We start from the raw sequence: 22,165 nt of genomic DNA on the forward strand, positions 1-22,165 counted from the left end.
AAAGCGATGCTTTCCTGTAGAATGCCGGTATCCGCATCAGAAGGACGCACGCAGAATGGCCCTACCGCAGCAGCTCAGTCTCAGCGAGCGAATTGCCCATCATCTGTCGCTGGAGATCATACGGGGCAGGCGCCAGCCTCTGGAGCGCTTACCGGAGACAGAACTGGCCGGCGAGCTTGAGGTCAGCACCAATTCCCTGCGGGAAGCGTTCCGGCTTCTACAGGGGTGGCACCTGGTGGAAATCCAGCCCCGACGTGGGGCCCGAGTGTGTGACGTGGGAGAGGCGGATGTACGTGATCTCTATGATTTTCTGTTCCTGCTTCTGGGGCGTCTGGCCAGCGACGTCGCCCACAACTGGCAGCCCGGGCAGTTGGAGCCCTTCCTGGCTATCAGCAGGGAGTTTGAGGTACAGGCGCAACACCAGGACCGTGAGCGGGTCCACGAACTGGCGTTCGAGCTTGCCCGTGAAGGGTTGAAACTGACCACCAACCGGTATCTGACGGATGCCATCGAGGATCTGCTGCCACTTCTGCAGCGTTACTCCTTCATGGCACTGCGTGAGGAAACCACGGAGCTGACCCAGTCCGTTGACTGCATGCGCGAAACCATCGAGGCGGTGCTGGCGAGGGATGCGGCACGGGCCGCGCAGTGCCTGAAAACCTATGGGGAGAACCAGTGCCAGGTGGTGCTCAGGGCGCTGGCCAAGAGGCAGGCCGCCTAGTATCCCAGTACGGTTGGGTATCCCCAGAAGTAGCCCTGGCCCTTAAGGCCCTTGAACTGTCTGAGCCACTGTACCGTCTGCTCATTCTCCACGCCCTCAATAACCGTACGCAGGTTCAGCGACTGGGCCAGCTCCACCGTCGCCCGGAATACTTTCTGGCGCTCCTCATCCCAGAGTATCCGGGTCAGGAAACTGCGGTCGATCTTCACCTCATCCAGCGGAAACTCAGTCAGGGCCGAAAGGGAGGAGGTGCCGGTACCGAAGTCGTCCAGCGCAATACCGAAACCGCAGCGCCGGAGCTGGCCCAGGCGCTCGATGGTGAGGGCCAGGTTCCGGATGACGCTGGTCTCGGTTATTTCCAGGATGAAATCCTCCGGTGTGTAGCCGCGGTGCCGGACGATCCGCTCCAGGTCCTCCGCGAGTTCCGGGATCGCAAGATCCCGGGAAGAGATGTTGATGGCCGTGCGGGTCTGCTGCCCGTAGTGCGCCCGGATCTGTGCAAGGTCTGCCGCCGCGCGGTCCAGTACCCAGCGTGTCACACGGGTGATGCTTCCGAGTTCCTCGACAAGCGGAATCCAGTCACCCGGTGGGATCATCCGGAACTCGGGGTGGTACCAGCGCACCAGGGCTTCCACGGATTCGATTCGCCCCGAACCGATGTCCACCTTGGGCTGATAGGCAAGCTGGATCTGGTCTGATCGGAAGGCATCTTCCAGATCCAGCATCAGAAGCTGCTGGTGTTTCTGGTGTTCATGAACCGTGTTGTCATAGAAGTTGATGGGCTCCTTCTGGAGACTGGCATAGCCAGCCGCGGAAAGAACCTCCTGGATACTGTCCCCGTGATGGGGCAGGCTGGCGACCCCGATGGAGCATCGCCAGTTGAACGTGTACCCCTGATAGCGGCAGTCCGGGGCTGCAAAGTCAACAAGCTGCTGCCAGAACGGATCCTGCCTGTCGATCGCCCTGGCAAGAACGAATGCCGCATCCATGGTGTTGATTGAGACGACAGGCGCATTGTCGATGTGAAGGATGGTATCCGGACCGACATGCCGGAGGTGTTCTTCCAGGCTGGTCAGGTAATCCCGCACGAAGCCTTCGGCAATCTGATGGCCAACGACATGCTCAATCTCGTGAAACCGGTTGAGTCTCAGAACCACGATCTGGAGCTTTCCGGAAGGCCGATCGGTGAGGCAGGCTTCCAGGGCGGAACGATTGGGTCTTCCGGTGACCTTGTGTCTCCGGAGGCTGTCTTCCAGGCGGTTCTGAATGGCCAGGCGGCGTTCCTGTTCCGCAGCCCTGTCGCTGGCGGCGACCCGCCTCAGCCATTGTTCGCGCCAGAAGAAATGGACGGCAGCGGCGAGAAGAACAACAGCCGAGAGGATGGTCCCCAGTGAGAAGGCCGAGTCCGAGAGCACGTTAACCGGCACAACCCCCACGGTCCGCAGAGTGCTCACAATAATGCCGGCTGTCAGGATCAGTACTGCCGCCGTGAAATACCGTGCATAGAGCGAGTGCCGGAAACAGCTGACCGCAATGACCAGGGACAGCCCACAACCGGCAATACCCAGAACAATGGTGAGTGCCTGTATCGGAAGCTCGGCTCGGGCGAACTCGAGAAGAATGAGCATGAGCGCGGCGAGTGAGAGGCCGTTAAGCAGATGCCTGTAAAGGCGCGGTGGCTGCAGGGCCGCCAGGGTATGCTGAGCGAATGCGATCAGGGTGGTCAGCATGGATGTGGTGATGACTGCATCGAGCGCGGGTACCCCACGCCAGAAGATCCATGCTCCGAAACCATTGAGAACCAGCTGGATGTGCATGACGGAAACCGTGAGGACCGTCAGCCAGGCCAGCATGAGCGTGCGGAACCTCAGGGTCAGGAACAGGTTGATAGCCAGCAGGAACAGGGATAGACCCAGGAGTGTACCGTTGACCGTTGCCCGTGTAACGCTGCTGTGCACCAGGTCGTCATCCCCCTGCACCGACACCGGAAAGACGGTGGGGCCTGCATCGGACACCTCAAAAAACAGGGTGATGGTGTCATTGGCAGGGATGATCACCGGCCAATGGAAGGAAGGCAGGGAGATCAGACGGCTGGAGAATGGCCAAAGACTGCCCTGGGTTCGCATGGGCAGGAGCGGTTCGGTGGTTGCGTTCAGGCGCGCTGCGCGAATCCGGTCAATGTAGGGGGCTGGCACAGAGACCCACAGCTGAAGCGGGCGCCTGGATGTGTTGCTCAGTTTCAGCCGGAACGTGATTGGCTGAGAGGCGAAGCCGACCGCGGCATGGGAGGGGCTGGTGGCACGCCATCCGTTATCGGAACGCAACAGACCTTTCTGATGGAGTTCCGCAATGGAGCCTGTCCTGTGGCTCAGAGCGAACGAATCGGTATGCTGGTCTGTAGTGGTATGCTGCGGGAGAGACGGCGAATACTCCGCATGCTGGATCAGGGTTGCCGCAGCCATGACTGCGATCAGGAGCAGTATGGGAACAAATGGGTGATCTGCAAATGGCAGGCTGGCTATGCCGCTGGGTACATCATATTGCCCATTGGGCATGATCAGAGCTGTCCTTGCTGGTGGATGGGGCGCTCTGATTAAAGTTCAAAGTGTCAATTTATGCAAAAATCCGGCACCCGCTGGGCAATGGGTGCCGGGATGAAATCCGGTGTCAGGAATCGTCAGGCAGGTAGGCGCCGTCCTTGTCGTGCACTTCGCGGCCGGTAACCGGCGGGTTGAAGGAGCAGATCAGGCGCATGTCCTCGGTGCCACCGCGCAGGATGTGGCGGTCGTTGTTGTTCAGGGCGTACATGACGCCATCGTAGATCTGGTGGGTCTCGCCGGTCGCCAGATCCTCAATGCTGCCGTTACCGGCAACGCAGTAGACCGCTTCCAGGTGGTACTTGTACCACAGGTGGAGTTCGGCACCGGCGGGAATGATGGTCTCGTGGAAGGAGAAGCCCATGCCATCCTTCTTGAGCAGCATCCGGCGGCTAACCCAGCCCGGTCCCTCAACCTCTCGCTCGGTTCCGATGATGTCCTTGATGTCCCGTACAATCATAGTCTGTCCCACCTGTTGAATCTGTGATCGGTAAAGGCCGCTGTATTGGGGCCTGCCGTCTGAGTGTAGCGCGTGCGGGCGCCGGTACAATAGCGTAAAACCCCTAGCTGACCGTATTTCAAATACTGTCAGAACCCTCATCGGGGGCGGGGCATTCATGTAGAATGGGGCTTTCACGCCAGTAATCATGCATCAACCCAGAAGGCAGCGTTGCCATGACGGAGCCTGAGAAACGCCGGCGCCGCAGGCTCGATTTTCTGATTGCACGGCTGACCGGCATTACCCGCAAAGAAGCCAAGCAGCTGATCAAGGCGGATCGGATCGAGGTCGACGGTCACGAAAACGGGGGGCTGAAGCCACAGTCCCGGATCGGGGTTGAGGAAGCGATCCTCCTGGACGGTCAGCAGCTTGAGAGGGAATCCGGCGAGCGGTACCTGATGCTGAACAAGCCAACCGGCGTGGTCAGCGCCACGAAAGACGACTACGATCCCACGGTGCTCGACCTGCTGGAACCGGAACTGCGCCGTGGTCTGCATCCGGTGGGGCGCCTCGACAAGGACACCACTGGCCTGCTGCTGCTCACCACTGACGGCGAGTGGAGTCATCGCATCACCTCGCCGCGCCACGGATTCCCCAAGACCTACCGGGTCTGGGTTGCCGATCCCATTGATGATGAAACCCTCGCGAGCCTGGAAGAAGGCATCATGCTCAGGGGAGAGGACACCGCCGCCGTGGCCCACGACATCGAGCGTCTCGGCAGGGCTGAACTGCGGCTCACCCTGACCCAGGGGCGTTACCACCAGATCAAGCGCATGATGGGGGCGGTTGGTAACCGCGTGGTCCGGCTCCACCGTGAGCGGGTCGGCCCCATTGATCTGGATCCGGACCTGGAGCCGGGGAGGTATCGCGAGCTGACCGAGGCGGAGGTCAACACCTTTCTGCCGGCAGATGATCCGCCACAATGATGGTGTCACGGCCGTTGGTCTTGGCCTCGTAGACGGCATTGTCCGCCCGGTGCAGCCAGCTCTCCCAGTCATCGTGGGGAGCGGCGAGGGCGGCTCCAATTGAGCATGTTACGGAATGGGCGTGAATGCTGAGCCGGTCCCTTATGGTCTGCTGGATATGGCGTGCCGCCAGGATCATGCTTTCTGCCCGGACGCTATTGAGCAGCAGCACGAACTCCTCGCCCCCGAATCGGAACAGTCGGTCCTCGTGTCGTGAATGGGTGCGCACAAGCTCAGCGAATTGCTTGAGCACTTCATCGCCGTTGGCGTGGCCGTAACGGTCGTTGATCTCCTTGAAGTGGTCCAGATCCAGCATCAGGAGACCGGCACCTGCCTCGCCCCGCTGGACCCTGGCAATGGCGATGCACAGCTCCTCCTCCAGGGCCCGCCGGTTGCCGGCGCCGGTCAACGGGTCACGGATGGCCTGTTCCTCCAACAGGCGGGCCTGGGCGCGCGATCGGCGAGCGAAGGAGAAGGCGAAGATCGAAACCACGAACACCGTGGTTGCGAATGAGATCAGCGCCAGCGGATCCAGCCCGTTGGCGGCTCCCAGGGCGACACTGGCAACCACCATGAGCAGGGCCTTGGGGATGGCAAAGGCGGGCGGTGACAGGAAAAAAGTGGCAATGATGTCCACGTAGGCCCAGAAAAGCCCTACAAGTCCCACCAGGTAGAGCACAGTGAGAACACCGATGCCGGTACAGATCACCAGCAGGATGCCAGCGACCACCGTATTGCCGGTAATCCAGACAAAACCGGAGATGCTGATCAGCACCGCTACCAGCAGGGCGTCCACCAGGGTCATCACCCAGTCTCCCTGCAGGAAGCGATAGACGCCAAAACCACCAATGGCGGTTGCCGCGGGAATGCAGAACATCATGATAATGGACAGGCGGAAGTCATTCGCCAGCCTCATACGGATGGTGTCGTATTGATTTCCAAGTTTTTTCAGCATCATGCGGCCACAATAGCCGGTGACCGGGTAAAATGCATCTACTAACGACCCGTAATGGCCCTGGAATGCGAACGGAAACAGACGCACTGATGCTTTCGGCCGGGATGGCACTCTTCCTCGGGGTGACCGGCCTGGTCCTGTCGGTGATCACGGGATCCCAGGTGATTCTGCTCGATGGGCTCTTCAATCTCATCTACAGCGTCATGGCTTTTCTGAGTGTGCGGGTCGCCCGCCTGCTGGCCATGCCGGACAATGAGAAATACCCATTCGGCCACGCCTACTTCGAGTCCCTGGTCAATGCCGCCAAGGGGCTGCTGATTCTGGGAATCTCACTGCTGGCCCTTGGGGATTCCGTGCTTGTGCTCCTGTCCGGGGGCCGCGAGATTGCTGCCGGGCTGGCCATCCTGTATTCGGTGATTGCCACCGCCAGCAGTGCCACCACCTTCATGCTGCTACGCCGGGCCCGGCGTCATACCACCAGTCCCCTGGTGGAGGCGGACTTCGCCAACTGGTGGATCAACACGGTGATCTCCGCCTCAGTGCTGCTGGCCTTCTGTCTGATTCCGGTGGCGGATGCGGTGGGTTTTTCGCCGATCACCCCCTATGTGGATCCACTGATGGTGGCTGCGGTAGTAGTGCTGTTCTGCCTGAGCACGCCTTTCCGAATGGCTTCGGATGCCATCAAGGAGCTGCTTAACCGGGCGCCACCGAAGCGTGTGCGTCAGCCGGTACATGATGTGGTTGAGAATGTGGCGGCTGAGTGGGGAGCGCGGGATTTTTCCCTGCGGATGGTGCGGCCGGGCCGGACCCTCTATCTGCTGGTGCACGTGGTGCTGCCGGAGGGGAGTGATCATGAAGCCTTGGGCCAGCAGGATCGTATCCGCACCGATCTGGACAGGCGCCTGCGTCGTATTGTCCCATCACTGGTGCTGGATGTGGTGTTCACAGCCGACCCTCGATGGGCAGCCCCAACGAATGGTTATGAACCTGTCTGAAGGGCCAGTGCCGGTACGGGTGTGATACCCTTTGCAGCGCTGCCAGCAATTGAGGTGACCCGTGAGCTCCATCCTCTCCATTGAGAATCTCGACAAGACCTACCGGGACGGATTCCAGGCACTTAAAGACATCAACCTGGATATTCACAAAGGGGAGATCTTTGCGCTTCTGGGGCCTAATGGCGCCGGCAAGACCACGCTGATCAGCATCATCTGCGGTATCGTCAACGCCACGGGCGGCCGGGTCACGGTGGATGGTTACGACATTCAACGCAATTACCGCCAGACCCGCTCCCGTATCGGCCTGGTTCCCCAGGAGCTCACCCGGGACGCCTTCGAGACGGTCTGGGCCAAGGTCAGCTTCAGCCGCATGCTGTTCGGCAAGCCGCGTGATGATGCCTACCTCGAAAGGGTGCTGCGGGATCTGTCGCTGTGGGAGAAACGCAACAGCCAGCTGCGCATGCTCTCCGGTGGCATGAAACGGCGGTTGCTCATCGCCAAGGCTCTGGCCCATGAGCCGTCAGTGCTGTTTCTGGATGAGCCCACGGCCGGCGTGGATGTGGAGCTGCGCCAGGGGATGTGGGAGACGGTGGACTATCTGCGCCAGACCGGTGTGACCGTGATCCTCACCACCCATTACATCGAGGAAGCCGAGGAGATGGCGGACCGTATCGGCGTCATCAACCAGGGCGAGATCGTGCTGGTCGAGAACAAGCAGCAGCTGATGCGTAAGCTGGGCACCAAACAGCTGGTACTGCAGCTGCGTGAACCGCTGGAGGCGGTTCCTGCGGCGCTGTCGGATTATGGGCTCAGGCTGACCGAGGATGGCAGCGGGCTCATCTATACCTATGAAACCCAGTCAGCCCATACCGGCATTGACGATCTTCTCCAGGCACTGGGCGAGGCAGGGATCCGCTTCACGGACCTGCATACCTCCCAGAGTTCGCTGGAGGACATTTTCCTGGATCTGGTGAACGGCTCATGAACCTGCGCGGCATGTACGCCATCTATCATTTTGAACTGGCCCGGGCCCTGCGCACCTGGCTGCAGTCAATCATCTCGCCCGTTGTGACCACGTCGCTCTATTTCGTGGTCTTCGGGGCAGCTATCGGCTCGCGGGTGGAACAGGTGGATGGGGTTCCCTACGGGGCCTTCATCGTACCCGGCCTGATCATGCTCATGCTGCTGACCCAGAGTGTGACCAACGCCTCCTTCGGCATCTTCTTTCCGCGCTTCACGGGCACCATCTACGAGCTGCTGTCCGCACCGGTCTCCTACCTTGAGGTGGTGGTGGGCTATGTAGGCGCGGCCGCGACCAAGTCACTGGTGCTGGGGCTGATCATCCTGTTCACCGCCCAGCTGTTCGTGGACGTGCCCATAGCGCATCCATTCCTGATGGCGACCTTCCTGGTGCTGACTTCCTTCACCTTCAGCCTGTTCGGCTTCATTGTGGGCATCTGGGCCGAGGACTTTGAGCAGCTCCAGATCGTGCCCCTGCTGCTGGTGATTCCGCTGACCTTCCTCGGGGGCACCTTCTACTCCATCGATGTGCTGCCGGAATTCTGGCAAACCGTCTCGCTGTTCAACCCGGTGGTCTACCTGGTCAGCGGCTTCCGCTGGAGCTTCTACGAGGTCTCGGATGTGCCACTGCTGGTCAGCCTGGGCATGACGTTTTTCTTCATGCTGCTCTGCCTGACGCTCATCTGGTGGATCTTCCGCACGGGGTACCGCCTCAAGTCCTGAGCCATCAACAGTGGCCTCAGAAATAGAGCTGCGCGCCCACGGAAAAACCATTCAGGCGATGACCGCTTTTTTCCATGAAGCGGTTGTACTCAAGGTTGAGCCCGACCTGTCGGCTCAGATTGATCTGATAACCGGCCCCATAGGAGCCGGAGAACTCGGTTTCATTCAGCTGACGGTCCGGCCGCTCGAAGCGGGACTTGAATTCACTGAACCCACCGAAGATGTAGAAAGAGGAGCGCCTGCCGAGCGGTACATGGCCGGTAACGTAGGCACTGCCGAAATGCTGCACGCTGGCCCGGACCAGTTCCCCGTCCCTGGCCATGGCCTGGTCGCTCTCAACGCCTGTCCCGTACCGGGCTTCGACCGCAATATTGTCGAGCAGGAACGCGCCGCCGCGCAGCATCACCATGGAAGGTGTTGCCGAGGTGACGAGTCTGTCCGAAGAGAACGTCAGCCGGGAATACTGGGCGCCCAGGTAAGTGGTTCCCTGTGTTACGGGCCGTTGAGGGCCGGCCATGGCCAGTGGGTGGATGGCCAGCAAGAGCAGGGTCAGGGCGACAATACGTTTCATGGGAAGGGTCCGTGTCAGTGGCTGAAGCTCCTTTGCTCCGGAATCATGCCAGCCCAGGCTTCCCGGTCAATGCTGAAGCCGTACTGTCGCTCATAATTGACGACGACGCCACATATTGCAGGGGGGGTGACCGGGGCAGCAGGCGGCAGCGGCATCCGGGTCAATGGCAGCGCCGGCAGTTGCGGCATAATCGGATTGTCAGCCACAGTCCGAGGAGGCCGCCATGGCGCGCGATGCAATGGGATACGCCCTGAGCGCCCTCAACCACCTTGCCGGTTCCGGGGTGCTTGATCACCTGGGAATGAGGCGTACTGCCGAGAACATCAGCTATTACCTGAGCCGTTCCAGCTTCAGTGCCATCAGCACCAGCGCCCGCCAGTTCCGCAACCTCAACCCCCTCAGGCGCCCTCAGAGGCTGCATGCCCCTGGCAGGACCCAGGATCTTTTTGATCTGAACATCACCGATGAACAGCGCATGATCCGCGAGAGTGTCCAGGACTTTGCGCGTGAGATTCTGCGGGAGACAGCTGAAAGCGCGGATGCCGGGCGCGCCACGGCCTCTGGCACCCTCGAGCAGGCCGCAGAGCTCGGGCTGACTCTGTTCTCCGTGCCCGAGGCTCTGGGCGGCGCGGCAACGGAACGTTCGCCCGTGACCTCCATGCTGCTGGCGGAGGATCTGGCCTACGGTGACATGGGGCAGGCCGCCGCGATCCTGGCGCCCATGTCCGTGGCCAATGCCCTGACGCAGTGGGGCAATGCCCATCAGCAGGGGACCTACCTGGTGGCGTTTGCCGGGGACAATCCACCCCAGGCCAGCATCGCGGTGGCCGAGCCCACACCGCTGTTCGATCCGCTGCAGCCGGCATGCACCGCGACCCGCCAGGGCGATCACTATGTTCTCAACGGCACCAAGACCCTGGTTCCCCTCGCCGCGCAGGCGGAACTCTTTCTGGTGGCGGCCATGACCGGGGATGGCCCCGGCGTCTTCATTGTGGAGGGTGGCAGCGCGGGATTACGCGTCGGAGAGGACCGGCCCATGGGCATCCGTGCCAGTGGCCAGGGGCGGGTGCATCTGGACGGCGTAAAGGTTCCCGCAGGTAACCGCCTGAGTGCCGGGGACTTCGACTACCGCGCCTTTGTCGACCTGGGAACCCTGGCCTGGTGCAGCCTCGCCATCGGAACCTGCCAGGCGGTCCTGGACTACGTCATTCCCTATGCCAACGAACGCACTGCCTTTGGCGAACCCATCAGCCACAGGCAGGGGGTTGCTTTCCTGATCTCGGACATGGCCATCGAACTGGACGCCATGCGCATGCTCACATGGCGGGCGGTCTGCCGGGCCGAGCAGGGCCTTTCCTTCCGGCGCGAGGCGCACCTGGCGCGCACCCTGGTCAAGGACAAGGCCATGGGTATTGGAACCAATGGCGTACAGGTCCTGGGTGGCCACGGCTACACCCACGAGTACCCGGTGGAGCGCTGGTACCGGGACCTGCGGGCCACTGGTATCGCCTTCGGCGGGCTGCACCTGTAAGGAGGGGCCATGAACCTGGAGATACCCAAAAAGTTCCGTTCCCTGATCAACAATGCCCACCAGGTGGCCGTGGGCACCTTCCGGCCCATTTCGCGCTATTACGACCGGCACGAGCATGAGCGCCCGAAAGAGCTCGATATGCTGGCCTCCATCCTGGATGGGTTCAACGAGGGTGATCCCTCGAATTCCGCCGGGGCCGCCACCACTGGCGCCAGTGGTGGAGCCGGCTCCGGGGATGTGCGCAATGGCTCGAACATGGCCGTCTGCCTGGGAACCATGGAGCTGTGCTACGGCGACGTGGCGCTGATGCTCTCGCTGCCGCGCCAGGGCCTGGGCAACGCGGCCATCTCCGCCGTTGCCACGGACGAACAGAAGCAGCGCTTTGAAGGCAAGTGGGCGGCCATGGCCATTACCGAACCCGGCTGTGGTTCGGACTCCGGCGCCATCCGCACCACGGCCCGCCGCGAGGGTGATGAGTACGTGCTCAACGGCGAGAAGATCTACGTCACTGCCGGTGAACGGGCGGACTGCGTGGTGGTCTGGGCAACGCTGGATCCATCCATGGGCAAGGCCGCCATCAAGTCCTTCGTGGTGGAGTGGGGCACGCCGGGAATGGAGCTGGCACGGCTGGAGAAAAAACTGGGTATCCGCGCCTCGGACACCGCCGCCATCCACTTCCAGAATTGCCGTGTGCCGGCGGAGAACCTGCTCGGTACTCCGGAGATCGACACCGCCAAGGGCTTTGCCGGGGCCATGCAGACCTTCGACAACACCCGCCCGCTGGTGGCCGCCATGGCAGTGGGCTGTGGCCGCGCGGCACTGGAACGCCTGAAGGAACTACTGGCGGATCAGGTGAATCTGGACTACGACCGCCCGGTGGATAATGCGTCCGCTGTCGAGGCCGAGATCTACCGCATGGAGGCGGAGTGGGAATCTGCGTACTGGCTGACGGTGCGCGCCGCCTGGATGGCCGACAACCACCAGCCCAATTCGGTCCAGGCCTCCATGTGCAAGGCCAAGGCCGGACGTGTGGGCAACAGCATCACCCTGCGCTGCGCGGAACTGGCGGGGACCCTGGGTTACAGCGAGGAGGAACTGCTGGAGAAATGGGCCCGGGATTCCAAGATCCTGGACATCTTCGAAGGCACCCAGCAGATCCAGAACCTGATCATTGCCCGGAGGCTGTTGGGCCTCAGCTCGAGTGAGTTGCGGTGACCGGCTGATTGCCTCAACAGGGGCCAGCGGTGACAATAACGGACTGTCATCGCTGTGCCTGATCAGGAGGAAACATCACCGTGAAAGCTGTTTTCCTGGACGCCGATACCCTTGGCTCGGACGTGGACCTTGGCCCGATGCAGGCCGCCGCGGATCTCACCCTCTACGGAACCACAACGCCGGCCCAGGTGGCCGAACGCATCGCGGATGTCGAGGCGGTGGTTACCAACAAGGTGGTTCTCGGCGAGGCGCACTTTGCAGCAGCGCCGAAGCTCCGGGTGGTGGTTGTGACCGCGACGGGCGTGAACAACATTGATCTGGAGGCTGCAGCGGCCAGGGGCATCCGGGTGGTCAATGCCATCCGGTATGCCCGGCCGGTCCTCGTGCAGCATACCTTCTCCCTGATCCTCGCCCTGGCTAACCGGCTGGTGGATTACGTCCAGGACGTACGTGCCGGGTGGTGGCAGCAGAGCCCCATGTTCTGCCGTATGGATCACCCCATCATCGAGCTGGAGGGCAGAACCCTGGTGGTGCTTGGGTATGGTGATCTGGGGCAGGGCGTGGCCCGGCTGGGCCAGGCCTTCGGGATGGATGTACGGGTTGCGGCCAGACCCGGGCAGCCGGAAGGGGAAGTGGATGGCTTCCCGCGGCAGTCGCTGGAGACGCTGCTCCCTGTTGCGGATGTGCTGTCCGTGCACTGCCTTCTGAGCGACGAGACCCGGGATCTGATCGATGCGCAGGCCCTGAGGACGATGAAGGATTCCGCGCTGCTGGTGAACACCTCCCGGGGTGGCATTGTGAACGAGCAGGCGCTGGCGGATGCGCTGCGCCAGGGTGATATTGCCGGCGCCGGCGTGGACGTCCTGACACAGGAGCCGCCGGTGGACGGCAACCCACTGCTTGCCGACGATATTCCCAACCTGCTGGTGACCCCGCACTGCGCCTGGGCAAGCCAGGAGGCCCGGCAACGCATGGTGCAGCAGAGCGCCGACAATCTGCGGGCCTTCGCCGCCGGCACCCTGGAACGGTGGGTGGTGTGAGGCTGACCCACCAGGCCCATGAAGCCGTTGCCGGGGTGCTGGGCGAGGGTGGCCTGGCGCTGGACGCTACGGCGGGAAATGGCCATGACACGCGTTTCCTGGCGGAGCAGGTGGGCGCCAGTGGCCATGTATGGGCACTGGATGTACAGCCCGCCGCCATTGAGACCACCCGCAACCGGCTTGTCGAAGCCGGGCTCGGTGAACGCGTAACCCTGCTGTGTGAAAGCCATGCCCATATCCGGGATCAGGTGACGCCGCCGGGGGAGCGGAAACTGGACGCCGTTATGTTCAATCTGGGCTATCTCCCCGGCAGTGACCGCACCCGTACCACAGGGGCGGTCACCACAATCCCCGCCCTGGAGCAGTCGATGGAAATGCTGACCTCCGGCGGCTGTCTGTCGCTGATGGTATACCGTGGGCATGACGGTGGTGACGCCGAATGGAACGCCATCCGCGAGTGGCTGACTGGGAGCGGTCATGAGTGGCGTATTCCGGTTGACCCGTCCGACCACAAGGGCCCGGTCCTGGTGCTGCTTACACGTTGAAGCACCATTTCGGTGGACAGCTGTACCGGGTATTGCCACCCTGTCGGTGCGGGGTGTTTTACTGGAATTCCGGCAGCGCCGCTGGAGGAGGGCATCATGGTATGGCTGAGAACGGTGCTCCTGGCACTGACTATGATGGTGCCAGCGTTAGCGCTCGCCGGGGAGACAACTGAGGACCGCACGGTGAGCATCACCAATGGCGAGTGGCCGCCCTATCTGGGCAGGGAAGAGCCCGGTTACGGCATCGCCTCCCGGATTGTGAGCCGAGCGTTCGAGCGTGCCGGCTATCAGGTCGAGTATGAATTCCACCCCTGGGCCCGCTCCCTCTACCTGGCCCGTCGGGGCGAGCGTGACGGCACGGCGGTCTGGGTGCCCTCCAGTGAGCGCCGTGAGGACTTCTTCATCAGTCGGCCCGTGATCGTCACCGAATACGTCTTCTTTCATAGGGCGGACATGCCGTTCGACTGGGAAACCACCACCGATCTTGCCGACTACCGCATTGGGCTGACCCGTGGCTACGACTATGGTGAAGTGCTGGACCGGGTGAGGACCCTGGGGGTTGCCACCACTGAAACCGTGTCATCGGATGAGCTGAATTTCCATAAACTCCTGGCGGGCCGCATTGATCTGTTTCCATTGGATCGGGTTGTCGGCCAGCGGATGATCAGTGAGCTTTTCAGTGAGGAAGAGGCGAAGGCGCTGACCTGGCATCCCGAACCGGTCCGTGAGGACCGGCTCCATCTGCTTCTTTCCCGTGAGGTGGAGGGCAATGCCAAGCGCATCGAGGACTTCAATCGGGCGCTCAAGGCCATGCGCCGGGAAGGAGGGATCGAGAAGATCCTGGTGGAGGCGCTGGGTAATGAAATGCCCGCCGTGGACCGGCTCACCCCCGCTCAGGCGGACTGACGCGCCCGGGTCAGCAGGGCCCCGGCGATCCGGTCCAGTGCCAGGGTGTCGCTGACCGCCTCCATCTCCACCGCCGTTCCAGGCATACCCCAGACCACACTGGTGTCCTCGTTCTGGGCCACGGTGTAGGCGCCCAGGTCGTGCAACTCCTTCATGCCCCGGGCGCCGTCATCGCCCATGCCGGTGAGCAGGGCGGCCACGGCGTTTTTTCCGGCCTCATTGGCGACACTGCGGAACAGCACATCCACAGAGGGCCTGTGTCGGTTCACGGGGTCACCGTCATGGAGCTGGCAGGTATAGCGGGCGCCATCACGCTTGACGGTCAGGTGGCGGTTGCCGGGGGCTACATAGACGTGGCCGGGAATGATTCGCTGGCCATGCTGGGCTTCGGTGACCGTCACTGCACAGGTGCCATCCATGCGGTTGGCGAATGCCCGGCTGAACTCCTGGGGAATGTGCTGGGTGATGACCACCCCCGGGCTGTCCGGGGGCAGCTGTTCCAGAACGTGGCGCAGGGCCTCGGTGCCGCCGGTGGAGGCCCCCAGGGCGATCAGTCGTTCGGTGCTCTTGAGGTCACCGGGGCGGCGTTTGGGCAGCACTGCGCCGGCACTGTGCTTTTCGCCCGCCGGCCGTGAGCCGCCCTTTACCCGGGCGGAGGCGGCCATGCGGATCTTGTCCTGGATCTCGCGGGCGTAATCCTGGAACTCACTGGCCAGGTTGACCTGGGGTTTGGCCACATAGTCCACGGCGCCGATATCCAGTGCCTCCAGGGTGACCTCAGCGCCATCCTGGGTCAGCGATGACACCATGATCACCGGCATGGGCCGCAGCCGCATGATGTTGCGCAGGAAGGTGATGCCGTCCATCTTCGGCATCTCCACGTCCAGCGTGATCACATCCGGGTTGTGGGCCTTGATCTTCTCGCGCGCGTCATAGGGATCATGCGCGGTGTCCACCACTTCAATGTCCGGGGCATCGTTGAGCATCTCCGTCAGCATCTGGCGGATAAGCGCCGAATCATCGACCACAATGGTGCGGATCATCTGGTACTCCCAGTCTTCTGTTATTCGAAAAGGTCCACATCGCCACCGGACACGGGCTCTTCCTCGAGCTCGTGGAGGTAGTGCTCTTCGCGTTCGATGAGGGTCTGGTTGCGCGTGCGGTAGAGTTTCTTGCTGAAGGCGCGCCCGGTATCCGGGAAGAACTGCACCTTGCGCGGGTAGGCCCCTCCGAGGTCCCGGCTGATCAGTCTCAGGGATTCGGTTGCGCAGTATTCCATGGCGAACTCGATGTTGCGTTTACCAATGTCCGTGGTGACGCCTTTGAGAACGCGTCCGCCGCCAAAAAGCTTGATTTCGAGATCCTCGCGGCGGGCGCCGAGTTTCAGGATGCGGTTGATCAGCTGCTCCATGGCATTGTTGCCGTAGCGGGTCGCCAGGTTGACCGGATCGTCCACCCAGCTCTCCGGGTCGCCGCCACGGGTTGGCAGCATAAAGTGGTTCATGCCGCCAACCCCACGCCTTGGATCCCGGATACACGCTGCCACACAGGAGCCGAGGGTGGTGACGATCATCTCGTCACCCCGGTTCACGTAGAACTCGCCGGGAAGCAGCTTGGCCGCCCAGACCCGGTGTGCCGGGTCCCAGTAGCGCCGGATCCGCTCAAAGCCGGGCAGGGCGCGGGGCTGTCGCGATTGGGTCGTGATCGTTGCTTCCGCCATGGTCAGTCCACTCGTTCGTAAATGGTACGGCCATGGGAGACAAAGCGTTCAGTGACCTTCCACAGGGATTCCGAATGGCCGATGTAGAGCCACGCGCCGGGGGCGGTATAGCGGTGCAGCCGCTCGAAAAGATGTGCCTGCAGCTCCTTGTTGAAATAGATCACAGTATTGCGGCAGAACACGATCTGGAAGCGCTCGCTGAAGGGCCAGTCGTGAAGCAGGTTCTGTGTGTCAAAGGTGACCATACGCCTCAGCGGCTCCTTCACCTTCGCCTTGCCGGCATTCCGGCCTGTGCCGCGCAGGAAGTAGCGCTTTTTCTGCAGGGCGGGGACACCGGAAAGCCGGCCCTCGTCGTAGATGCCCCGGCGGCCGTGCTCCACCACGCTGCTGTCCAGGTCGGTGGCGGTGATCGTGACCCTTTCGGCGTCCTGCTCACTGAGGTTCTCCAGTACCGTCATGGCGATGGAGTAGGCCTCTTCGCCGGTGGAGCAGCCAGCGGACCAGATGTTGATGGGCCCTCCGGCCAGTTCCGGCAGGATTTCCGCCAGATGGTCGAAATGGTGGGATTCCCGGAAGAAGGCCGTAAGGTTGGTGGTCAGGGCGTTGACAAACTGGCCCATCTCCTCGCCGTTGTCCTGTTCCAGTACCTTCCGGTAGGAGGCGAAATCCGGCAGGCCCAGCGCCCTCAGGCGCCGGGCGAGCCGGGAATACACCATCTGGTCCTTGGAGGGGTTGAGCTGGATGCCGGTCTCACCGGTTACCTTCTCCCGGATCCACTCAAAGTCCTTGCGGGTGAACTGGAACTCCCGTTCTCGGGACACTAAGGCCTACTCCCGCTCAGAACTCTTCCCATTCACCGTCATCCCCGGAGGCTTCCGCCTGGCCGGCGGCACTGCCTGCTGGCGCGCCTGAGGCGTTATTGCCCCTGCTGGCCGCAGCTCCCTGAGCGGGCCTTGCACCTGAACCCGCGCCGTTGTTGCCGCGCTGGGCAAGTGTGGAGCGCTGGTTCTGGGTTCCGGCGCCGGCATTCTGCTGCCGCTGACCGCCGGTGCTCCGGTTGCCACTGGACGCCTGCTGGTTGCTGGCGCCGCTGTCACCGAAGAAGCTCATCAGGTCCACCAGGGACGTGGTCTGCTCATCCAGGGATTCAGAGGCCGCCGCCGCTTCCTCCACCAGTGCCGCGTTCTGCTGGGTGACCTCATCCAGCTGCGAGACGGCCTTGTTGATCTCGTCGATGCCCGAGGACTGCTGGTTGCTGGCTGCCGCAATCTCGGCAATCTTGTCGGTGACCGTCTGAACCGAATTGATGATCTCGTTCAGGGTCTCGGTGGACTCGTCCACCAACTTGGTACCGTGCTCGACCTTCTCGCTGGAATCCTTGATCAGCTTCTTGATGTCCTTGGCGGCGGAAGCGCTGCGCTGGGCCAGGTTGCGGACCTCGGCAGCCACCACCCCGAAGCCGCGCCCGTGCTCACCGGCACGCGCCGCCTCGACGGCGGCGTTCAGGGCCAGAAGGTTGGTCTGGAAGGCGATCTCGTCGATGACGGTAATGATGTCGTTGATCTCGCTGGACGAGCTCTTGATCTCGCCCATGGCGTCCACCACCTGACGGGCGATCTCGCCGCCACGCTCGGCTTTTTCACGGGCCGCCGTGGCCAGCTGGTTGGACTCCTGGGCGTTGTCCGCGTTCTGCTTCACGGTGGAGGTGATCTCCTCCATGGATGAGGCAGTCTCTTCCAGTGAGCTGGCCTGTTCCTCGGTGCGCTGGGACAGATCCTGGTTGCCCTGGGCGATCTCCTTGGCCGCCGAATTGATGTTGCCGGTGGCGTCGGTGATCTGCTCGACCGTATTGCGCAGCACGTCCACGGTTTCGTTGACGGCTTCCTGTAGGCGGCCGAAATCGCCCTCGAACTCGCCCTGCATCTTGTCGTGCAGGTTGCCGTCCGCCAGGTTCTTCATGACGCGGATGACTTCCTGGGTGGGCCGCTGGGCGGCATCCACCACGTTGTTCACGTCCGCGCTCAGGTCCTTCACGAAGCCTTCGCTCATGGCGTCGGTATCCACCCGCTCGTCCAGCCGGCCCTCACGGACCTGGCTGATCATGTCCTTGAGCTCCGAGCGGACCCGCTCCTCATTCTCTTCGCGTTCGCGGTCCTCGGTCTGGTCGAACCATTCAATGGTGTTGCCGAGGAACTCGCCCTGTTCGTTTTCTTCGCCGGTGATGGCGATGGCAAGGCGTACCCGGCCAATGTCCACCGTGTCGTGTATGGCGTCATTGCGAACCTTGTTCATCTGGCGGGCAATCGAGCGCAGCTGGGGGAAGGTATCCACCAGATCCTCGCCTTCCAGACCCCTGGCGCGGAAGCCCCGATTATCCTCGGCGATGTCGCGCTCGTAGTCGCGCAGCAGGTCCTGCATGCGCTCATTGAGGTAGTCGATACGGCCTTCTGAGTCCGTCGTCATCATCGCCGTGGTCGCGGTATGCAGGGCCAGCTTCATGCGCTGGAGGGCCTCGTATTCCGCCGGGTCAATGGTGACCTGGTTAGTCTGGTTGTTGCTGGCCATGGTCTTGCTCTCCCGTGACTCGGTCTGCTGTTTGTCTTGCGGTTCGGATGTCAGTGTTGATTCAGGTTCCGTCTCCGACGGTGTTCCACTGCTGTCGGAGGTATTACCGCCGCCTTCCATCCATGCCAGCGGATCGTTGCCCAGTTTCTGCCGCCGGCCTCCGCCGCGGCGCCCGGAGCCGCCGTTGCGGTTACTGCGGTTGTTTTCGGCCATCAGCGCACTCTCCCCAATCTCAGATCCTCCACCAGGGCCGCGTAGTCGACGGCGCCGTTACTGGTGGCCTGGTACTCAAAAACCGTTCTGCCGAAGCCTGGCGCTTCCGCCAGGGCCGCGTTCTCCCGGATCGGCGTCTCCAGCAGCTGCCCGGGGAAATGGTTCACCAGGGTCTCCTGCACCTCGCGCGACAGTCGCCGCCGGGTCTGGAAGCGGGTCAGGACCAGCCACTTGCGGCTGGCCGCCTGCATCCGTTCCTCTACTTTCGCCAGGGTCTGCATCAGCGTGGACAGCCCCTGTAGTGACAGGAAATCGCAGGCCACTGGTATCACCAGGTCATCGGCGGCCAGCAGGGCGTTCATCACCAGCAGGCCGGATGACGGCGGGCAGTCCATGACCACCCACTCGGGTGCTTCCGCCGCGCTTTCCGTTTCCAGTTCGTACAGCGCCTCGTTCAGCCACCAGCCGCGTTCCGGGCCGCCCTCGTCCAGGGTCTCGAAGCTGCGCAGGCCGGGGCCGGCGCAGACCACGTCCAGGTGTTCGCGAACGTTCTGGCGGTGATCAACCAGCCGTTCCTCGTTGAGCAGCACCTGGTCCAGCCCGGCCCGGCGGTTGTCCGCGCCCAGGCTGGTGCCCATGTGCCCCTGCGGGTCCATGTCGATACCCAGGACCCGTTCACCCAGCCGCGCCATACCGTGGGCGAGGTGAACGCTGGTGGTGGTCTTACCCACGCCACCCTTCTGATTCAGGACTGCGACGGCGCGCATGGGTCAGTCACTGGCCCCGCCCACCCCGGCGTCCTCGCCGAGCAGGCTGTCCACGTCCAGAACGATCACCATCTTGTCTTCCATGGTGGCCAGACCGCGGATGAAGTCCGTGCGGATCACGGTGCCGAACTCGGGCGGTGGCCGGAGCTGGTCCTCGTTGATGCCGTAGACCTCGGAAAGCGCATCCACGATCAGGCCCATGATCCGCTCGCGGTCGCCATGGATGACCTTGACCAGAACCACCACGGTGAACTGTGTGTACTCCAGCGTCTCCATGCCAAAGCGTTCGCGCAGGTCCACCACCGGCACGATGGTGCCGCGCATGTTGATGACCCCCTTCACGTAGGGCGGGGTGTTGGGAATGGGCGTGGCGGTATCCCAGGCCCGGATTTCCTGGACCCGGAGGATGTCCACGCCGTATTCCTCATCTCCCAGTGTGAAGGTGAGGTATTGGTCGCCGTCGCCAACAGTGCCCTGGAGTGCAGCATCCTGCTGTGTCGTGGCGGTGCTGTTGGTCTTGTCGCTTGCGGATTCGCTCATCAGTTATTGGCTCCGTTCGTGAGCACTTCGTCGCGCGCCTGGGCCAGCTCCAGGAGTCCGGCAATGTCGAGGATCAGGGCCACAGTGCCATTGCCGAGGATGGTTGCGCCGGCAAAGCCGGTCACTGGCCGGTAGTTGCTCTTGAGGCTCTTGATGACCACCTGCTGCTGGCCGAGGAGTTCGTCCACGTGCAGCCCGACGTAGCGGTCGTCCTCCTCGACCACCACCATCAGTTCATTCTCCAGGTCGCCACCCCCGGCCTCGTTGAACAGTTCCCGCAGGCGGATGATGGGGATGTAGTCGTCACGCCATTCGTAGAGTTCCGAGGTGCCGGCCATGCGCTTGATCTTGCCGCCCTGCATCTGCAGCGACTCCATGATCGAGATCAGCGGCACTACATAGACCTGGTCACCAACCCGGAACAGCTGCCCGTCAAGGATGGACAGGGTCAGCGGCAGGTGGATGGCGAAGCGCGTCCCCTTACCCGGGGTGGAGTTCACCGTGATGTTGCCGCCCAGCGCCTTGATGTTGCGCTTGACCACGTCCATGCCCACGCCACGGCCGGAAACATCGGTGGCCTCATCATGGGTGGACAGGCCGGGGTGGAAGATGAAATCGAACACCTGCTCGTCGGAGAGCTCCGCGCCGTTTTCCACCAGCCCCGCGTCGCGGGCCTTGTTGAGCAGCCTGTCGCGGCTTATGCCGCCGCCGTCATCGTTGATCTCGATCACGATGTAGCCGCCCTTGTGGTAGGCGTTCATCTCCAGGGTGCCGGTCTCCGGCTTGCCCAGTTCGACGCGTTTTTCCGGCGGCTCGATGCCGTGGTCCATGGCGTTGCGGACCAGGTGAACAAGCGGGTCAATGATCTTCTCCATCACCGTCTTGTCCAGCTCCGTCTCTTCGCCATTGAGCTGCAGATCTACCTTCTTGCCCAGCTGGCGCATCAAGTCATGGACCATGCGCGGCAGGCGTGAGTAGGCGAAGCTGATCGGCACCATGCGGATGCGCATGACGTTTTCCTGCAGCTCGCGGGTGTTGCGCTCGAGCTGGGCGAGGCCGTCCTGGAGCTTCTCCAGCCTGTCCATGGTGAAGTTCTCGCCCAGTTCGTTAAGCATGGACTGGGTGATGACCAGCTCACCGACCATGTCGATGAGGTTGTCGATCTTGCCGGTATCCACCCGGATGGAGCTGCTGGTGCTGGCATTGCCGCCACCGCCACTCTGCTGGGCTGGTTTCTGTTGCTGGGTCTCATCCGCCACTTCCCCGGCGCCGGCCGCCTGGGATTCAGGTGCTGTTTCCAGCTCCGTGGCAGCGGTATTCCCGCTAACAGGCTCCAGGGGGGCGATGGTCAGGGAACAGTCATCCTCGACCCACTCGAAAACTTCTTCAATGGCCTCCCGCTGGACATCCCCATAAAGCTCAATGGTCCAGCTCAGGACACACTGTTCTGGATCCAGGTCGGGCAGGGCGGGGAGGCTGCTGCTGTCGCAACGCACCTGGATCTCCCCGAGTTCGCTCAGTTCCTCGAGCAGCCGCAACGGGTCGTTGCCGGTCATGAACAGATGGGGCTCAGGTGTGAAGCTGATTCGCCAGCCACCGCCGGGGCCGCTGCCGCCACCGCCGTTGCCTTCGTCAGCGCTGCCTGCGTCCTCGTGGGCACCAGCACTGTCGTCGCCATTGTCACCATCGACCATGGCGGCCAGCCGGGTGGTGATGTCGGCGGCCTGCTCGGGGTCCGCCTCGCTGCCGTCACGCTCGGCCTGAAGCAGAGACCGAAGGCAGTCCACGGACTCCAGAAGAAGGTTGATCCCGTCGGTGGTAACCTCGCTTTCGCCTTCACGCAGGCGGTCAAGCAGTGTTTCGAGCTTGTGGGTCAGGTCGGTTACAGACGTCAGGCCGAAGGTCCCGGCGCCGCCTTTGATTGAGTGGGCGGCCCGGAAGATGTCGTTGAGCTGTTCCACGTCCGGCTCGCCGGCCGTCATGTTGAGCAGGCCGTTTTCCATGTCGTCCAGTCCCTCGAAGCTTTCTTCGAAGAAGGTCTGCAGGAACTGGTTCATGTCGATGCTCATAGCCACTC

The 22,165-nt window shown here is 62.5% G+C and carries 21 protein-coding genes; 10 read left to right on the top strand and 11 right to left on the bottom strand.

The features are described 5' to 3' along the window. Positions 1-55 precede the first annotated feature (55 nt). On the top strand, positions 56-721 hold the full coding sequence (locus H4I92_RS00590) for a GntR family transcriptional regulator (RefSeq protein WP_077528714.1): 666 nt from the start codon (positions 56-58) through the stop codon (positions 719-721). Here H4I92_RS00590 and H4I92_RS00595 read toward each other — a convergent pair. After that, a complete protein-coding gene (locus tag H4I92_RS00595) occupies positions 718-3,183 on the bottom strand; it encodes an EAL domain-containing protein (RefSeq protein WP_179105573.1) in 2,466 nt (821 codons plus the stop codon). The two genes, H4I92_RS00590 and H4I92_RS00595, sit on opposite strands and share 4 nt — an antisense overlap. Positions 3,184-3,388: 205 nt before the next feature. Further along, positions 3,389-3,778, bottom strand: coding sequence for an ectoine synthase (locus H4I92_RS00600; protein WP_077528716.1), 390 nt, complete (start codon positions 3,776-3,778; stop codon positions 3,389-3,391). A 215-nt stretch (positions 3,779-3,993) separates the two neighbouring features. On the opposite strand from H4I92_RS00600, the gene H4I92_RS00605 reads away from it, so the two are divergent. Beyond that, complete coding sequence (locus H4I92_RS00605) at positions 3,994-4,743, top strand: pseudouridine synthase (protein WP_077528717.1); 750 nt, start codon at positions 3,994-3,996, stop codon at positions 4,741-4,743. On the opposite strand, the gene H4I92_RS00610 is transcribed toward H4I92_RS00605, so the two are convergent. Next, on the bottom strand, positions 4,706-5,740 hold the full coding sequence (locus tag H4I92_RS00610) for a GGDEF domain-containing protein (RefSeq protein WP_077528718.1): 1,035 nt from the start codon (positions 5,738-5,740) through the stop codon (positions 4,706-4,708). The genes H4I92_RS00605 and H4I92_RS00610 overlap by 38 nt on opposite strands. A 62-nt stretch (positions 5,741-5,802) precedes the next feature. Between H4I92_RS00610 and H4I92_RS00615 the strand changes: the two genes are divergently transcribed. The 3 genes from H4I92_RS00615 to H4I92_RS00625 all read left to right on the top strand — a co-directional run bounded on the left by H4I92_RS00615 (position 5,803) and on the right by H4I92_RS00625 (position 8,475). Then, positions 5,803-6,732, top strand: a complete 930-nt coding sequence (locus tag H4I92_RS00615; protein WP_077528719.1) for a cation diffusion facilitator family transporter — start codon at positions 5,803-5,805, stop codon at positions 6,730-6,732. A gap of 61 nt (positions 6,733-6,793) precedes the next feature. Further along, positions 6,794-7,717: an ABC transporter ATP-binding protein gene (locus H4I92_RS00620; protein ID WP_077528720.1), complete on the top strand. Its 924-nt coding sequence runs from the start codon at positions 6,794-6,796 to the stop codon at positions 7,715-7,717. Next, positions 7,714-8,475, top strand: coding sequence for an ABC transporter permease (locus tag H4I92_RS00625; RefSeq protein ID WP_077528721.1), 762 nt, complete (start codon positions 7,714-7,716; stop codon positions 8,473-8,475). Before H4I92_RS00620 ends, H4I92_RS00625 begins: the two co-directional genes overlap by 4 nt. Positions 8,476-8,491: 16 nt before the next feature. Here the strand turns inward: H4I92_RS00625 and H4I92_RS00630 are convergent, their stop codons facing one another. Beyond that, positions 8,492-9,046, bottom strand: a complete 555-nt coding sequence (locus H4I92_RS00630) for a porin family protein (RefSeq protein WP_077528722.1) — start codon at positions 9,044-9,046, stop codon at positions 8,492-8,494. 223 nt (positions 9,047-9,269) lie between these two features. On the opposite strand from H4I92_RS00630, the gene H4I92_RS00635 reads away from it, so the two are divergent. From H4I92_RS00635 to H4I92_RS00655, 5 genes are all read left to right on the top strand, one after another. Continuing rightward, the gene (locus H4I92_RS00635; protein WP_077528723.1) at positions 9,270-10,577 is read left to right on the top strand and encodes an acyl-CoA dehydrogenase family protein; all 1,308 of its coding nucleotides are present in this window, start codon (positions 9,270-9,272) and stop codon (positions 10,575-10,577) included. Positions 10,578-10,586: 9 nt separating this feature from the next. Continuing rightward, on the top strand, positions 10,587-11,792 hold the full coding sequence (locus H4I92_RS00640; RefSeq protein WP_077528724.1) for an acyl-CoA dehydrogenase family protein: 1,206 nt from the start codon (positions 10,587-10,589) through the stop codon (positions 11,790-11,792). 80 nt (positions 11,793-11,872) lie between these two features. Next, complete coding sequence (locus tag H4I92_RS00645; protein WP_077528725.1) at positions 11,873-12,832, top strand: D-2-hydroxyacid dehydrogenase; 960 nt, start codon at positions 11,873-11,875, stop codon at positions 12,830-12,832. Beyond that, positions 12,829-13,377 carry a tRNA 5-(aminomethyl)-2-thiouridylate-methyltransferase MnmM gene (gene mnmM, locus H4I92_RS00650; protein WP_179105574.1) on the top strand — a complete coding sequence of 183 codons (549 nt, stop codon included), beginning with the start codon at positions 12,829-12,831 and terminating at the stop codon, positions 13,375-13,377. The genes H4I92_RS00645 and mnmM overlap by 4 nt, the downstream gene beginning before the upstream one ends. Positions 13,378-13,473: 96 nt before the next feature. Further along, complete coding sequence (locus H4I92_RS00655) at positions 13,474-14,283, top strand: substrate-binding periplasmic protein (RefSeq protein WP_218668094.1); 810 nt, start codon at positions 13,474-13,476, stop codon at positions 14,281-14,283. Here the strand turns inward: H4I92_RS00655 and H4I92_RS00660 are convergent. Genes H4I92_RS00660 through H4I92_RS00690 form a run of 7 tightly spaced genes read right to left on the bottom strand, consistent with a single transcriptional unit; the run spans position 14,271 to position 22,157 of the window. After that, on the bottom strand, positions 14,271-15,326 hold the full coding sequence (locus tag H4I92_RS00660) for a protein-glutamate methylesterase/protein-glutamine glutaminase (RefSeq protein ID WP_077528727.1): 1,056 nt from the start codon (positions 15,324-15,326) through the stop codon (positions 14,271-14,273). The two genes, H4I92_RS00655 and H4I92_RS00660, sit on opposite strands and share 13 nt — an antisense overlap. 20 nt (positions 15,327-15,346) lie before the next feature. After that, positions 15,347-16,003 carry a chemoreceptor glutamine deamidase CheD gene (cheD, locus tag H4I92_RS00665; protein ID WP_077528728.1) on the bottom strand — a complete coding sequence of 219 codons (657 nt, stop codon included), beginning with the start codon at positions 16,001-16,003 and terminating at the stop codon, positions 15,347-15,349. A gap of 2 nt (positions 16,004-16,005) precedes the next feature. Then, on the bottom strand, positions 16,006-16,824 hold the full coding sequence (locus H4I92_RS00670) for a CheR family methyltransferase (protein ID WP_077528729.1): 819 nt from the start codon (positions 16,822-16,824) through the stop codon (positions 16,006-16,008). A gap of 16 nt (positions 16,825-16,840) precedes the next feature. Continuing rightward, positions 16,841-18,781 (bottom strand): methyl-accepting chemotaxis protein, encoded by a 1,941-nt coding sequence (locus H4I92_RS16770; protein WP_077528730.1) that lies wholly within the window; start codon positions 18,779-18,781, stop codon positions 16,841-16,843. After that, positions 18,781-19,548 (bottom strand): ParA family protein, encoded by a 768-nt coding sequence (locus tag H4I92_RS00680; RefSeq protein ID WP_077528731.1) that lies wholly within the window; start codon positions 19,546-19,548, stop codon positions 18,781-18,783. Before H4I92_RS00680 ends, H4I92_RS16770 begins: the two co-directional genes overlap by 1 nt. Positions 19,549-19,551: 3 nt before the next feature. Further along, on the bottom strand, positions 19,552-20,088 hold the full coding sequence (locus H4I92_RS00685) for a chemotaxis protein CheW (RefSeq protein WP_077528732.1): 537 nt from the start codon (positions 20,086-20,088) through the stop codon (positions 19,552-19,554). After that, on the bottom strand, positions 20,088-22,157 hold the full coding sequence (locus H4I92_RS00690) for a chemotaxis protein CheA (protein ID WP_077528733.1): 2,070 nt from the start codon (positions 22,155-22,157) through the stop codon (positions 20,088-20,090). Before H4I92_RS00690 ends, H4I92_RS00685 begins: the two co-directional genes overlap by 1 nt. Between the last annotated feature and the right edge of the window lie 8 nt (positions 22,158-22,165).

The organism is Vreelandella halophila, assembly GCF_019903425.1.
GTDB classification, from domain to species: Bacteria; Pseudomonadota; Gammaproteobacteria; order Pseudomonadales; family Oleiphilaceae; genus Halospina; species Halospina halophila.

Coding starts and splice junctions, on each gene's coding strand:
- H4I92_RS00630 (WP_077528722.1), bottom strand. CDS start 9,046: ATGAAACGTATTGTCGCCCTGACCCTGCTCTTGCTGGCCATCCACCCA.
- H4I92_RS00690 (WP_077528733.1), bottom strand. CDS start 22,157: ATGAGCATCGACATGAACCAGTTCCTGCAGACCTTCTTCGAAGAAAGC.
- H4I92_RS00590 (WP_077528714.1), top strand. CDS start 56: ATGGCCCTACCGCAGCAGCTCAGTCTCAGCGAGCGAATTGCCCATCAT.
- H4I92_RS00615 (WP_077528719.1), top strand. CDS start 5,803: ATGCGAACGGAAACAGACGCACTGATGCTTTCGGCCGGGATGGCACTC.
- H4I92_RS00625 (WP_077528721.1), top strand. CDS start 7,714: ATGAACCTGCGCGGCATGTACGCCATCTATCATTTTGAACTGGCCCGG.
- H4I92_RS00605 (WP_077528717.1), top strand. CDS start 3,994: ATGACGGAGCCTGAGAAACGCCGGCGCCGCAGGCTCGATTTTCTGATT.
- H4I92_RS00595 (WP_179105573.1), bottom strand. CDS start 3,183: ATGGCTGCGGCAACCCTGATCCAGCATGCGGAGTATTCGCCGTCTCTC.
- H4I92_RS00655 (WP_218668094.1), top strand. CDS start 13,474: ATGGTATGGCTGAGAACGGTGCTCCTGGCACTGACTATGATGGTGCCA.
- H4I92_RS00640 (WP_077528724.1), top strand. CDS start 10,587: ATGAACCTGGAGATACCCAAAAAGTTCCGTTCCCTGATCAACAATGCC.
- H4I92_RS00600 (WP_077528716.1), bottom strand. CDS start 3,778: ATGATTGTACGGGACATCAAGGACATCATCGGAACCGAGCGAGAGGTT.
- H4I92_RS00635 (WP_077528723.1), top strand. CDS start 9,270: ATGGCGCGCGATGCAATGGGATACGCCCTGAGCGCCCTCAACCACCTT.
- H4I92_RS00680 (WP_077528731.1), bottom strand. CDS start 19,548: ATGCGCGCCGTCGCAGTCCTGAATCAGAAGGGTGGCGTGGGTAAGACC.
- H4I92_RS16770 (WP_077528730.1), bottom strand. CDS start 18,781: ATGGCCGAAAACAACCGCAGTAACCGCAACGGCGGCTCCGGGCGCCGC.
- cheD (WP_077528728.1), bottom strand. CDS start 16,003: ATGGCGGAAGCAACGATCACGACCCAATCGCGACAGCCCCGCGCCCTG.
- H4I92_RS00610 (WP_077528718.1), bottom strand. CDS start 5,740: ATGATGCTGAAAAAACTTGGAAATCAATACGACACCATCCGTATGAGG.
- H4I92_RS00660 (WP_077528727.1), bottom strand. CDS start 15,326: ATGATCCGCACCATTGTGGTCGATGATTCGGCGCTTATCCGCCAGATG.
- H4I92_RS00685 (WP_077528732.1), bottom strand. CDS start 20,088: ATGAGCGAATCCGCAAGCGACAAGACCAACAGCACCGCCACGACACAG.